Source organism: Cloacibacterium rupense (genome assembly GCF_014645495.1).
Classification (GTDB): Bacteria; Bacteroidota; Bacteroidia; order Flavobacteriales; family Weeksellaceae; genus Cloacibacterium; species Cloacibacterium rupense.
Genome location: NZ_BMLV01000005.1, coordinates 131,833 through 144,632, shown reverse-complemented (window position 1 = coordinate 144,632; position 12,800 = coordinate 131,833). Strand labels below are relative to the sequence as shown.

The 12,800-nt window shown below is 33.3% G+C and carries 12 protein-coding genes; 8 read left to right on the top strand and 4 right to left on the bottom strand.

Annotated features, from left to right (window positions below):
- The first annotated feature begins 4 nt into the window (after positions 1 to 4).
- The 3 genes from IEW40_RS11275 (at position 5) to IEW40_RS11265 (ending at position 3,672) form a co-directional block, all read left to right on the top strand.
- Complete coding sequence (locus IEW40_RS11275; RefSeq protein WP_188618205.1) at positions 5 to 2,521, top strand: zinc-dependent metalloprotease; 2,517 nt, start codon at positions 5 to 7, stop codon at positions 2,519 to 2,521.
- A gap of 67 nt (positions 2,522 to 2,588) precedes the next feature.
- The gene (locus IEW40_RS11270; protein WP_188618204.1) at positions 2,589 to 3,056 is read left to right on the top strand and encodes a DUF6452 family protein; all 468 of its coding nucleotides are present in this window, start codon (positions 2,589 to 2,591) and stop codon (positions 3,054 to 3,056) included.
- Positions 3,022 to 3,672 carry a DUF6048 family protein gene (locus IEW40_RS11265; RefSeq protein WP_188618203.1) on the top strand — a complete coding sequence of 217 codons (651 nt, stop codon included), beginning with the start codon at positions 3,022 to 3,024 and terminating at the stop codon, positions 3,670 to 3,672. The genes IEW40_RS11270 and IEW40_RS11265 overlap by 35 nt, the downstream gene beginning before the upstream one ends.
- 6 nt (positions 3,673 to 3,678) lie before the next feature.
- On the opposite strand, the gene coaE is transcribed toward IEW40_RS11265, so the two are convergent.
- From coaE to ruvB, 4 genes are read right to left on the bottom strand one after another with little or no spacing between them, the layout of a single operon-like run.
- Entirely contained in the window at positions 3,679 to 4,299 is a 621-nt protein-coding gene (gene coaE / locus IEW40_RS11260; RefSeq protein ID WP_188618202.1) for a dephospho-CoA kinase, read from the bottom strand.
- Positions 4,300 to 4,318: 19 nt separating this feature from the next.
- The gene (locus tag IEW40_RS11255) at positions 4,319 to 5,185 is read right to left on the bottom strand and encodes an MBL fold metallo-hydrolase (RefSeq protein WP_188618201.1); all 867 of its coding nucleotides are present in this window, start codon (positions 5,183 to 5,185) and stop codon (positions 4,319 to 4,321) included.
- A gap of 43 nt (positions 5,186 to 5,228) precedes the next feature.
- Positions 5,229 to 6,275: a WG repeat-containing protein gene (locus IEW40_RS11250; RefSeq protein WP_188618200.1), complete on the bottom strand. Its 1,047-nt coding sequence runs from the start codon at positions 6,273 to 6,275 to the stop codon at positions 5,229 to 5,231.
- Between the two features lie 15 nt (positions 6,276 to 6,290).
- Entirely contained in the window at positions 6,291 to 7,313 is a 1,023-nt protein-coding gene (ruvB, locus tag IEW40_RS11245; RefSeq protein WP_188618199.1) for a Holliday junction branch migration DNA helicase RuvB, read from the bottom strand.
- A gap of 150 nt (positions 7,314 to 7,463) precedes the next feature.
- On the opposite strand from ruvB, the gene IEW40_RS11240 reads away from it, so the two are divergent.
- From IEW40_RS11240 to IEW40_RS11220, 5 genes are all read left to right on the top strand, one after another.
- Positions 7,464 to 8,615, top strand: coding sequence for an MFS transporter (locus IEW40_RS11240; RefSeq protein WP_188618198.1), 1,152 nt, complete (start codon positions 7,464 to 7,466; stop codon positions 8,613 to 8,615).
- Between the two features lie 83 nt (positions 8,616 to 8,698).
- Positions 8,699 to 9,937 (top strand): imidazolonepropionase, encoded by a 1,239-nt coding sequence (hutI, locus tag IEW40_RS11235; protein ID WP_188618197.1) that lies wholly within the window; start codon positions 8,699 to 8,701, stop codon positions 9,935 to 9,937.
- Positions 9,938 to 9,939: 2 nt separating this feature from the next.
- The gene (gene hutG, locus IEW40_RS11230; RefSeq protein ID WP_188618196.1) at positions 9,940 to 10,860 is read left to right on the top strand and encodes a formimidoylglutamase; all 921 of its coding nucleotides are present in this window, start codon (positions 9,940 to 9,942) and stop codon (positions 10,858 to 10,860) included.
- A 189-nt stretch (positions 10,861 to 11,049) separates the two neighbouring features.
- Entirely contained in the window at positions 11,050 to 11,451 is a 402-nt protein-coding gene (locus IEW40_RS11225; protein WP_188618195.1) for a hypothetical protein, read from the top strand.
- Positions 11,452 to 11,480: 29 nt separating this feature from the next.
- The gene (locus tag IEW40_RS11220) at positions 11,481 to 12,776 is read left to right on the top strand and encodes an NAD-dependent succinate-semialdehyde dehydrogenase (RefSeq protein WP_188618194.1); all 1,296 of its coding nucleotides are present in this window, start codon (positions 11,481 to 11,483) and stop codon (positions 12,774 to 12,776) included.
- Positions 12,777 to 12,800 lie beyond the last annotated feature (24 nt).

Genomic DNA, 12,800 nt, shown 5'->3' with positions numbered 1-12,800 from the left:
TCGAATGAAAAATGTACTAAGATTTTTTTGTGCCTTATCGCTTTTGGCATCGGTAAGTGTATTTTCTCAAGAAAAAGATAGTGTAAAAGTGGAAGTAAAAGCCAAAAAAGACACTGCCAATGTTGCCAAACCTAAAGACAAAAAACCAGAAAAAATTCAACCGTACGAAAAAGTAATCACCAGCAAAGCGGTAAGTGATGATGGAATTATTACCGTACACAAAGTAGAAGATAAATATTTCTTCGAAATTCCAGATAAATCTCTAAAAAAAGAATTTTTGGTAGTAACTAGATTAACCAAAGCTGGAGCTGAGATGCGCTCTGGTTTTTCTGGATATGCAGGCGATCAAATCAGCCAAAATGTAATTAGTTTTGAGAAAGGTCCCAATGATAAGGTATTTGTGCGTTCTGTTTCTTTTGTTGATTATGCTAAAGATTCTACTTCTGCAATGTACAATACAGTGATGAGAAATAATGTAAATGCCATAGAATATGCTTTTGATATTAAGGCTTTTGGCAAAGACAAGAAATCTACAGTAATAGATGTTACAGATTTTATCAATGCAGATAATGATATTGTTTCTTTTGATACAAGATTTAAAAAAGGTTTTAAAGTAGGGAGTTTTCAAAAAGATAAATCTTTTGTGAATTTTGTTAAGTCTTTTCCTACAAATATTGAAATAAATACCACTAAAACTTATAACAGAGGTGCGGGAGAATCATCACCAATTCCTGGCGCTCCAAAACCTGAAGTAAGCGGTAATTATACGGTGGAAGTAAACTCTTCAATTGTTTTGCTTCCCGAAGATAAAATGCAAGCCAGATATTTTGATCCTAGAGTGGGTTATTTTACGGTAGGTTATACCGATTTTGACCTTAATCCTCAGGGTGTAGAAAGGGTTTCTCTAATCAAAAGATGGAGACTAGAACCGAAACCAAAAGATGTAGAAAAATACAAAAGAGGAGAGTTGGTAGAACCTGCAAAGCCTATTGTTTTCTACATAGATCCTTTAACACCCAAAAAATGGATTCCATATTTAATACAAGGAGTAAATGATTGGCAAAAAGCCTTTGAAAAAGCGGGTTTCAAAAACGCCATTTATGCTAAACTTCCTAATCCTAAAGATGACCCAGAATGGAGCTTAGAAGATGCTAGATTTTCTGCAGTAGTTTATAAACCTTCGGATGTTCCTAATGCTTCAGGTCCTTCAATTTCAGACCCAAGAACAGGCGAGATTTTAGAAAGCCACATCAATTGGTACCATAATGTAATGAAACTTCTGAATGACTGGTATTTTGTGCAAGCATCACCAAATGACCCAAGAGCAAGAAAAGTAGATTTTGATGATGAATTAATGGGGGAATTGATTAGATTTGTTTCTTCTCACGAAGTAGGTCATACGCTTGGTCTTAGACATAATTATGGCTCTAGTTCTACTGTTCCTGTAGAAAATCTTAGAAATAATGCATGGCTTAAAACCAATGGTCATACTCCGTCTATTATGGATTATGCCAGATTTAATTACGTTGCACAACCAGAAGATAAAATAAATGTAGATAATTTAATGCCTAGAATTGGAGATTACGATAATTGGGCAATAGAATGGGGATATAGAAGATTTTATAACTATGATTCACCAGAGAAAGAAAAAGCTTATATCAATAAATGGACGATCGAAAAATTACAAAACCTAAGACTTTGGTTCGGTACTGAAACCAATCCTTATGATCCGCGTTCACAAAGCGAACAAGTAGGTGATAATCCTATGATTGCTGGTAAATATGGCGTGAAAAATCTACAAAGAGTGATAGACAATCTAGAAGCTTGGAGCACAAAACCCAATGAAGATTATAGCGTGTTAGCAGATCGTTACAATCAAGTTTCTGGACAATTTGCAAGATATTTAGGTCACGTTGCTAAATACATTGGCGGTGTAATGGAAACACCAAAAACAGTAGAACAAAAAGGTGCAGTTTATGAATTGGTTTCAAAAGCAGAACAAAAAGAGGCTTTGAAATTTTTAAATGATTATGCTTTTACTACCCCTAATTGGATTCTTAAAACCAGTGTTCTCGACAAAATCAATAGAACGCCAGTTGATGTGGTAAGCAATCTACAAAATGGAGTTCTCAATAGAATTTTGATGAATGGTGTTTTAGAAAATCTAAACAAAGGAGAAGCTATAGATGCTAATGCTTATGCTTTGTTTGATTATCTTCAAGATTTGAAAACTAGTATATTTTCTGAATTAAAAACATCTTCTAAAATTGATATTTATAGAAGAAATTTACAAAGAAGTTTTGTAGATAATTTATTGTCAAAAACAGATTCTCCTGCTGGTGGTTCTATCATTAGAATTGGTGGTTCAGACAATTCAGATGTAAAAGCATTGGTTAGAGGAACCCTGAGGGATATTAGAAACGAAGCGGCTAAAGCTGCTTCTCAATATTCTGATAGTGTAACCAAATACCATCTAGAAGATTTGGTTTATAGAATAGATAAAGCTTTAGAAGTAAAATAAAAATCTTAATTTTGAACCACAAAAGCAAACATTGTTTTTGTGGTTTTTTTAACTTAAAAAATGAATAATGAAATATTGGTTTTTATTATTTTTCGGGGTGCTATTTCTCACTTCTTGCGAAGGTGATGATGACGTATGCGTAACAGGCGAGGCTACTCCTAGAATGAAGGTGAAATTTAAGACATTAGACGGCAGAGTTGCTACATTAGATTCGTTATATGTAGATGTGAATTATGGAGCAGGAAATGTGAGTGTTATAAAAGCTAAAGAAGTAGATTCTGCAATGATTCCTCTCAGAGTAGACAATAATCTTTTTACAGAAATTTCTCTCAGAACTTCTAATAAAGGAAATGCTTCAAAAATAAAAGTTACATACACTTTAAAATCAGAATATGTATCTCCGGCTTGCGGTTTCAAAAGATTGTACGAAAACGTAGGTGGGACTTTAGAAACACCAAATCCAGTAATAAAAATTGAAAAAAATCAAGATCAAATTATTGATGAAAACAAAACTCACTTTTATTTTATTTTTTAGTTTAAGTTTCTTTTTTGCTCAAGAAAAAGATTCTATAAAACCAAAATACAAGTACGAACCTAATCTTGCCATTGGTGTAGATGTCTTAAATGCTGCAATGTCTGCATTTAGTGATAGAAAATTATTTCAAGCGCATGTTTCTACAAAAGTGAAAAAAAATATCAATGCTGTTTTAGATGTCGGATATGATAAAAATATTTATCAAAAAGGTGGTTATGATGCTTCTGCTAATGGAATTTTCGCGAAATTAGGTGGTTTCTATTTGCTTTCTATGGATCATGAGGACAAGGACAGTGGTTTCTATGCTGGTGGAAAACTAGGGGCTTCTTTTTACGCACAAGAATACAAATCTGTACCTATCAGAGCTTTTGGCGGGGCAGACCAATATTTACAGTTGCCTGCATCTAAACAATCTTCATATTGGGTTGAGGCAATGGTCGGAGCTAGAGTTCAGTTGTTTAAATCTAATTTTTATGTAGATGTCAATGCACAACCAAGATACTTAGCATACACTTCTAAGCAAGAAGAAATGCAACCCATGATTATCCCCGGATTTGGTAAAAGTTCTTCTAAGTTTAATGTGGGATTTAGCTGGAATATTGTGTATCAATTTTAAGTTGATTTACAAATCCATTTTTTCTAATTCTTTGATTGTTTGTTTTGTGAAAGATTTCAAAGTTTCAAGGTCTGAATTATTTTCAATAACAAAATCTGCCTTTTTAATTTTATCTTTTTCGGGCATTTGTTTTTGCATAATGGCTTCTATTTCTCGGTAAGTTTTCTGGTCTCTGTCCATTACCCGTTTTATTCTGATATTGTCTTCGGCAGTTACTAAAATAGATTGATAACAACTTTCATTGAGCTTTAACTCAAATAAAAGGGCTGTTTCTTTGAAAACAAATTCAGAATTTTGTGCATTTACCCAATTCTCAAAATGCTCCTTTACCGCAGGATGAATTATTTTATTCAGTTCAAGAAGTAGCTCTTCATTTTCAAAAACTATCGAGGCAACATAAGGTCTGTTGTACTCTCCGTCTTCATCATAAGAATTCTCGCCAAGAAGACTTATAATTCTATGTTTAAGGTTTTCATCAATATTCACCAATTCTTTAGCCCAAAAATCAGAATTATAAACAGGATAGCCCATTTCTTCAATAAATTCGGCTACCGTAGATTTTCCACTGCCAATTCCTCCAGTTAGACCAATAATTTTTTTTGCAGTTTTTAAACTTCCATCTTCCATCTTCTAACTTCCTTTCAAATTAATACCCAAAAACATCATTAAAACTAAAAGTTTCATCTAATTTTACTCCTTTTTCCGTCATTTTTAGACTTGCCAGTTCATGATGAGCATCGTGTTCAAAAAACAATAAATACTCATTGTCCACACATTGTTTTAGGAATTTTCCTTTTTCTTCCATTGTGAGAAGCGGTCTGGTGTCATAACCCATCACATAAACTTGAGGAATATGCCCAACAGTTGGGATTAAATCTGCTGCGAAAACAATGGTTTTTTCTTGATATTGAATTACCGGAAGCATTTGTTTTTCGGTATGCCCATCTACAAAAATTACATCCATTTTCAAATCAGGAGCGAAACCATAATTCCCAGTTTTCGGAGTTGGTAAAAACTGCAATTGTCCGCTTTCTTGCATTGGTAAAATATTTTCCTTCAAGAAACTCGCTTTTTCTCTAGGGTTGGGTTCTGTAGCCCATTGCCAGTGATTTTCGTTGGTCCAAAATTGTGCGTTTTTAAAAGCTGGTCTGTAACCAGATTTATCATCATTCCATTCAATTGCGCCACCACAATGATCGAAGTGAAGATGCGTTAGAAAAACATCAGTAATATCATCTTTTACAAAACCATATTTTGCTAAATTTTTATCTAAAGTATCATCATCATAAAGTGAATAATGCCCGAAAAACTTCTCATCTTGTTTATTTCCTAAGCCACAATCTATGAGAATGAGTTTTTTACCATCTTCTACCAAAAGAGAACGAGTGCCCAATTCTATCAAATTTTTTTCATCAGCAGGATTGGTGCGTTCCCAAAGCGATTTCGGAACCACGCCAAACATAGCACCGCCGTCTAATTTAAATTTTCCGCATTGTATAGGATAGAGTTTCATAAAACGTGTGATTTTGTGCTAATTTAAGTAAAATTTTGAGAATTTAAGGAGTAGAAGTAATGTAAAAAGAATCTCCAATTTTAGTAAAAATAATTAATTTTTGATAGAAATCTTTTTCTACCTTAGGTGTAAGTCTTAATTCTATAGACAGTTCTTTGTTTTCTTCTTCAAAAGTATTTCCATCAGAAAAATTTATTTCAAGTTCATTTTGAAGGTACTCTTTTATAAGGTTATTACAATTTTCACCGTATTTATTTAAGAAGATTTTTCTACTAATGTGTTTTGGTTTTCCCTCTCTTTGTAATTCTACCATTTTATCAAAATAGTTTTCGGAAATTTTCCCCTTAGATTTAAAATCTGTTAAAAATTTTGTTTCAAACCATTTTTTAAAATCTTTTTCAGGACTGTAAAAAGAATACGTATTTCCATCACTACCTTTGTAAGTGGTGTAAATGTCGGAATCTACATTTTCATTAAGTGCATTTTTTTTATAAACATTCTTATAATCAATAGAATGTGAATAATTGTCTAGTGGAATTTCAAAAAGTATAGATCCAGAAGTATTTATTGCTAAAGTTTTTCCCCCTTTCCAAGACCAATGATTGCAATCTCCTTCATGATTTTCACTTTTTGATTTAGATTCCCATTTTTGTTTGTGAGCATCTTTTATCACTAACGCAATGTTATTATGAAAATCTCCAGCGTCATTATAAATTGCAGGGATTATCACTTTACCGTTTTTATCAAAAAAACCAACTTTATCCGTTTTTTTGTCCCGAAATTTTATTTTACCTTCAGATTCTTTAGCGTATTCAGTATCAAAAACATAGACACTATCTTTTCCTACTTTATTTCCATTTTTTAATAAATAATATTCATCTCCATCTATCTCATTTACAGCATAAATATTATTAAAATTTCCTGTAGAAAATGGAGCAAAAAATTTTGGTTTAATCATTACCTTCCCATTTTTGTCTTTAAATCCCATAGTATTAGAATTATTTTTAAAAAAAGGATACCATAAATCTTTTTCTTGTCCGAAACAAAAAACAGAAAACAAAACAAAAAATAAATGCACTAATTTTTTCATAGATTTTACTTTAATCTAAAACAAACTATCAGGCCTTCTTGGTATCGAAATCCCCAAATGTTTGTACGCTTTTTCCGTTACTTCTCTTCCTCGCGGAGTTCTAATGATAAAACCTTCTTGTATTAAAAATGGTTCATAAACTTCTTCTATCGTTTCAGGATTTTCGCCAATTGAAGTTGCCAATGCAGAAATTCCTACAGGTTTTCCTTTGAAATTTTCTATCATCACCCGCATAATTTTGTTGTCCATATCATCCAATCCAAATTCATCTACATTCAAAGAATTTAAAGCAAATTTGGTGATTTCAATTTCAATTTCGCCATTTCCTTTAATCTCTGCAAAATCCCGAACTCTGCGCAAAAGTGCATTCGCAATTCTAGGAGTTCCTCTGCTTCTTCTCGCAATTTCTAGTGCCGCATTTTCATAAATAGGAACGCCCAAAACTCTGGCACTCCTTTCGATAATCATTCCCAAAAGTTCTATCGTATAATATTCTAATCTAGATTGAATACCAAATCTTGCCAACATCGGTTTGGTAAGCATTCCACTTCTTGTAGTTGCACCAACCAATGTGAAAGGATTTAAACCAATTTGCACAGAACGAGCATTAGGCCCTGTTTCTAGCATAATATCGATTTTGTAATCTTCCATTGCAGAGTACAAATACTCTTCTACAATGGGCGAAAGACGGTGGATTTCATCAATAAAAAGAACATCATTTTCTTCTAAATTGGTCAATAATCCTGCCAAACTTCCGGGTTTGTCTAGAACTGGCCCCGAAGTAATTTTACAACCAACGCCCAATTCATTTGCAATAATATGCGCTAATGTGGTTTTTCCCAGACCTGGAGGTCCGTGCAAAAGAACGTGGTCTAGCGCAGCTCCTCTGTTTTTAGCAGCCGCCACGAAAACTTCAAGATTATCCAATGTTTTTCTCTGTCCTGCAAAATCACGAAAACTCTGAGGACGGATTTTTTCTTCCTGCATTAATTCATCATCAGAAAAATTATCTTTATCGGCGTGTAAAAAATCGGGCATCTTTTTATAATTTATCCCAAAGATAGAAAATTTTGTTCTGAGAAATAAGTGAGATTTGTTTTAAATCATCATAAAAGTCAGATTTTAATAAGAATTTGACGAGAAAATATTCTAATTTTTAGATGAGATTGCCGTAATTTTGTACACGAAATGAATGAATTAGAAAAAAGACAGAAACAAAGGATTGCCCTTTCTGCATATTTCCTTCTTTCGGGGATTTGTTTTTCTACTTGGGCTTCTAGAATACCTACAATCAAAGATAATTTTAACCTTGATGAAGATACTTTGGGCAATTTACTCATGGTAATGCCTGCAAGTGCTGTTATTGGTATTCCGCTTTCTGGTTGGCTAGTTTCAAAATTTGACAATAGGATTCCGCTTCAGATTGCTAGTTTCACATTTTTATTGTCTCTGCTTTTTATTGGTTTTGCACCTTCTATTTGGTGGATTGTATTTGCTTTGGTTGTTTTCTCTGTTTCACTACGGGTGATTAATATTGCCATTAATACTCAGTCTATTGCCATTCAAGAAAAATTTGAGAAAAAAATTGTAGGAACCTTTCACGGTATCTGGAGTATTGGAGGAATTTTAGGCGTTTTGTTTTCTACTATTATGATTAAATTTAAAATTTCCATAGAATGGCATCTTTTGTTGGTGGCTGTTTTCGGAATTTTGATGATACTTTTTGCATTTCCTTACTTATTGAAGAATGACAAAGCAAGAAGCGGAAATGGTTTTAGACTAGGGAAACCGAGTAAATATATTTCATTGTTAGGATTAATTGTCTTTTTTGCGGCCATTTGCGAAGGTGGAATGTACGATTGGAATGGAGTTTATTTCAAAGAAGTAGTAAAAGAAGAGGTTTTTACGTATGGTTACTTGCTTTTTATGGTTTGTATGACGATTTCTAGATTAACCATTGATAAAATGATGGAGAAATTCGGAATGCAAAAATTATACATTTTAGGTTCTTTTTTGATTATGACTGGCGTTGCAATGGCAGTAGTTTTTCCATATTTTTGGACGGCGCTTATTGGTTTTTGTATGGTAGGGTTTGGTGTTTCAGGCTTGTATCCTATGACATTTATACTATCAGGTAAAGCCAAAAAATATTCTGTAGGAATAGTAATTTCTATCGTGAGTACTTATTCTACCGTAGGTATGTTTCTAGGCCCGCCCATTATTGGTTATCTGGCGCACGCTTTCGGTTTACAAAGAGCATTTATTACTTTTATCATCGGTGGTTTTATGTTCATTCCGCTTTCTAAAATGGTTTTTGATCATTTGAAGAATAGAGATTAATTTTCAGGAAAAATTATTTTTTTATGAACATATTTTTTTAGTTAAGAATCAAATTTTCTTAATTTTACCAAAATCAATTTTCTGTGAAATTATTCGGACCGTTTAAACAAATTCTTACCTTAAACAATCTTCCACTTCGAGGAAAAATCTCTGACGAACAATTAGAAATCATCGAAAACGGTGGTATTTTAATTAATTCTGAAAACAAAATTGAAGAAATAGGAAACTATGATGTTATTGCTAATAAAACGAAGCAATCTCTCTCCAATTCTTCAACTCTCCAACTCTCCGACAGAGTTGTTCTTCCCGCTTTCATCGATTGTCACACTCATATTTGTTTCGGTGGAAATAGAGCCAATGATTTTGCGATGAGAAATGCAGGGAAAACTTACTTAGAAATTGCAGAAAAAGGGGGCGGAATTTGGAGCAGCGTTCAGCATACCAGAAATGCTTCAGAAGACGAACTCTTAGAAACTTTATTAGAAAGAATCAATCGTTTAATTTTACTCGGAATTACGACTATTGAAATAAAATCTGGCTATGGTTTAAATGTAGAAAGCGAACTCAAAATGCTTCGTGTGATCAAAAAAGCACAAGAAAAAACCAAAGCTACTCTTGTACCAACTTGTCTTTCCGCACACTTGAAACCAAGAGATTTTGAAGGAACTTCTTCAGCATATTTGCAATATATTTTAGACGAAATTTTACCCAAAGTAAAAAAAGAAAATCTAGCGAAAAGAGTGGATGTTTTCATAGAAAAATCTGCATTTCAACGAGAAGAAAGTCGGAATTTTTTAATAAAAGCTAAAGAATTAGGCTTTGAAATTACCGTTCACGCCGACCAGTTTACTGCAGGAAGTTCTAGAATTGCGGTGGAAGTCGGCGCCGTTTCTGCTGACCATTTAGAAGCTACGATAGATGAAGATTTAGAATATTTAGCCAAATCAGAAACAGTAGCAGTAGCACTTCCAGGTGCGAGTATTGGTTTGGGAGAACCATTTACTCCAGCTAGAAAAATATTGGATAAAAACGGAATTCTCGCCATAGCAAGTGATTGGAATCCTGGTTCTGCACCTAATGGAAATTTAATTTTACAAGCATCTATTTTAGCAACGTATCAGAAACTTTCTACTGCCGAAGTTTTCGCAGGAATTACGTTTCGTGCTGCAAAAGCTTTGAATTTAACCGATAGAGGAATTTTGAAAAAAGGAATGAAAGCCGATTTTGTGGTTTTTGAAACCGATAATTTCCAGAATGTTATATATAATCAAGGAAGTTTGGTGGCAAGTGAAGTGTATATTGATGGAAAAAAAATTAATTAAAAATGGACAACATTTGGCAAGGCAGAAACGATGGAGATTCACCGCTTCATCACAGAATTTTTCAACGAGTAGAAATTTCGGAGAACTATGAAAATATTTCACCGAATAATTTCGTTTTACACGGTTTTTCTGTAGATGAAGGTGTTAGAAGAAACAAAGGAAGAGTAGGTGCAGCTAAAGCACCAGATATTATCCGAAGAAATATGAGCAATTTTCCTGTAGTTTCTCCAGATTTTAAATTATTAGATTTTGGAAATGTGACTTGCGAAGACCAAAATTTAGAAAAAGCTCAAGAAAATCTTTCTGATAAAGTTTCTAAAATTCTACAAAAAAACGCAAAATCCATCGTTCTTGGTGGTGGCCACGAACTCACTTTTGCGCATTATTCAGGCGTCAAAAAAGCATTTCCCAATCAAAAAATTGGCATCATCAATATAGATGCGCATTTTGACAATCGTGAACCCGAAAATGGAGTAGGAGCGAGCTCTGGAACAGGTTTTTGGCAAATTGCACAAGATGGAGAAATTCACTCTCTCCATATCGGAATTCAAAGAAATTCTAATACGCTCAAATTGTTTGATACCGCTCATCAATTCGGCATGAGATACATTCTCGCAGACGAAATTTTCTACGAAAATCTCCCTAAAATTTATCAAAAGATAGATGAACTAATTTTTTCGGTTGATCAATTGTACCTCACCATTTGTATGGATGTTTTCAACGCTGCAATTGCGCCTGGAGTTTCTGCTACGGCATACAACGGCATCTTTGCAGACGCTACTTTTTTGCATTTTTATCGCCATATTTTAAAGTCAGAAAAACTGATTGCCCTTGATATTGCAGAAGTAAATCCAGAGTTTGACATTGCCGAAAAAACCGCCAGATTTGCTGCCAGTTTGGTGAATGAATGGTTTATGATTTAGAAGCAACACATTTCAGCTATTTTTCACTTTCAGTCCTGCTTTTCGTTGCAATCTTTTTTGGTAACTTCGGCAAGCTCAGTCACCAAAAAAGGATTTCCACTGCAATCAGGGCTAGAAATTGGGTTCAGTTTTATTTTCGACTTTTCTCTAAAAGAATTATATTTGAAATCATCTAATAACTATAAAATAATGAAGTTTTTAAAAATATTTTTATCAATATTTGTCATTTTTTCAATTTTTATAATAGGATTTTTCACCTATTATATTTCTGATTATGTACTTCCTTGGGACAGAGCCGAAGTAATAATTACCGTTCAATCTTGGGGTGGACTTTCTGATTTGCCAAAAGATGCTACAAATTTTGAATATAAAAAAGAAGGTTCTATTTTTACAAGAGAATTTACTGTTGAATTTGATGCTCTCAAAAACGAAATTGATATTTGGATTTTAAAAAGTAAAGGTTTGCAACAAAAGCAGTCGAAAATAATTAAAAATACTAGGATTTTTGAAGTTCGTGGTTATGAAAATTCGATGGGAGGTAAAGTTTATATAAAAGATAATCACGTAAAAATTAATATGATGTGGAGCTAGATTTTCACAATTTAATATTTAAAAAAAATATGGCCCTAAACATTCAAAATAAATTACAACAATCTCAACAATCCTTCAAAAAATGGAAAAATATTCCGTTTGAAGAAAGACAAAAATATTTTGCTAAACTATCAGAAATTTTAAGAGCTAGAAAGCAAGAATTTGGTGAAATTATTACACAAGAAATGAAGAAGCCTATTTCTCAATCTATTGCAGAAATAGAGAAATGTGCCACACTTTGTGATTTTTATGCCAATGCAGAAAATGTTTTAAAACCAGAAAAAATAAAAACAGAATTCCAAATCTCCGAAGTACATCACGAACCATTAGGAACTATTTTAGGTGTTATGCCTTGGAATTTTCCTTTTTGGCAAGCCATTAGATTTGCAGTTCCTACCATTCTTGCTGGGAATACTGTCATTTTAAAACACGCCTCAATCTGCTTAAAAAGTGGAGATACTTTACAAGAAATTTTCGAGGAAGCAGGTTTTCCTGAAGGTGTTTTCTTGCATTTTGAAATTTCTCATTCAGAGGTTGAAGAAATGATTGCCAATCCTATTATAAAAGGAGTTTCGCTTACAGGAAGTGAAGCTGCTGGTAGAAAAATTGCGGAAACAGCGGGCAAAAATTTAAAAAAATGTGTCTTAGAATTAGGCGGGAGTGATGCTTTTATTGTTTGTGAAGATGCCAATTTGGTAAAAGCAGCAGAAAGTGCCGCTCTTGGAAGGCTTCAAAATTGCGGACAAACTTGTATCGCTTCAAAAAGATTTATCATTCACGAAAAAGTATTTGATAGTTTCTTATTTCTTTTGCTCAAAAATTTTAAAAAATATGAAGTTGGCAATCCGAATGATGCTAAAACCAATTTTTCGGAAATGGCAAGAGAAGATTTGGCAGATGATTTAGAACAACAATATAAAACTGCTTTAGAAAACGGAGCTGAATATATTTTGCCATTAGAAAGAATTTCAAAAGCTGGTTTCAGACCAGGAATTTTAAAAATGAATGTAGAAAACCCGATAAATGATGAGGAACTTTTTGGGCCTTTAGCAATGGTTTTTTCTGGGAAATCTGATGAAGAATTGCTTGCAATTGCTAATAACACGATGTTTGGCTTAGGAAATTCTGTTTGGACAAGTGACAAAGAAAAAGCACTATTTTTTGCTGAAAATTTAGAATCTGGCACGGTTTCTATCAATCAAATTACCAAATCAGATGTTAGATTTCCTTTCGGTGGAACTAAAAATTCTGGTTACGGAATAGAACTTTCTTTGTATGCACTCCAAGAATTTACTTTTAAGAAAACCATTATGGGGAATCTATAAAAAAAGCGCTCAAAAAGAATGAGC

Bases quoted from the DNA above. Each gene is read 5' to 3' on its own strand.
- coaE (WP_188618202.1), bottom strand. From the start codon at position 4,299: ATGGAAGATGGAAGTTTAAAAACTGCAAAAAAAATTATTGGTCTAACT.
- ruvB (WP_188618199.1), bottom strand. From the start codon at position 7,313: ATGCCCGATTTTTTACACGCCGATAAAGATAATTTTTCTGATGATGAA.
- IEW40_RS11250 (WP_188618200.1), bottom strand. From the start codon at position 6,275: ATGAAAAAATTAGTGCATTTATTTTTTGTTTTGTTTTCTGTTTTTTGT.
- hutG (WP_188618196.1), top strand. From the start codon at position 9,940: ATGGACAACATTTGGCAAGGCAGAAACGATGGAGATTCACCGCTTCAT.
- IEW40_RS11270 (WP_188618204.1), top strand. From the start codon at position 2,589: ATGAAATATTGGTTTTTATTATTTTTCGGGGTGCTATTTCTCACTTCT.
- IEW40_RS11240 (WP_188618198.1), top strand. From the start codon at position 7,464: ATGAATGAATTAGAAAAAAGACAGAAACAAAGGATTGCCCTTTCTGCA.
- IEW40_RS11225 (WP_188618195.1), top strand. From the start codon at position 11,050: ATGAAGTTTTTAAAAATATTTTTATCAATATTTGTCATTTTTTCAATT.
- IEW40_RS11265 (WP_188618203.1), top strand. From the start codon at position 3,022: ATGAAAACAAAACTCACTTTTATTTTATTTTTTAGTTTAAGTTTCTTT.
- IEW40_RS11255 (WP_188618201.1), bottom strand. From the start codon at position 5,185: ATGAAACTCTATCCTATACAATGCGGAAAATTTAAATTAGACGGCGGT.
- IEW40_RS11275 (WP_188618205.1), top strand. From the start codon at position 5: ATGAAAAATGTACTAAGATTTTTTTGTGCCTTATCGCTTTTGGCATCG.
- IEW40_RS11220 (WP_188618194.1), top strand. From the start codon at position 11,481: ATGGCCCTAAACATTCAAAATAAATTACAACAATCTCAACAATCCTTC.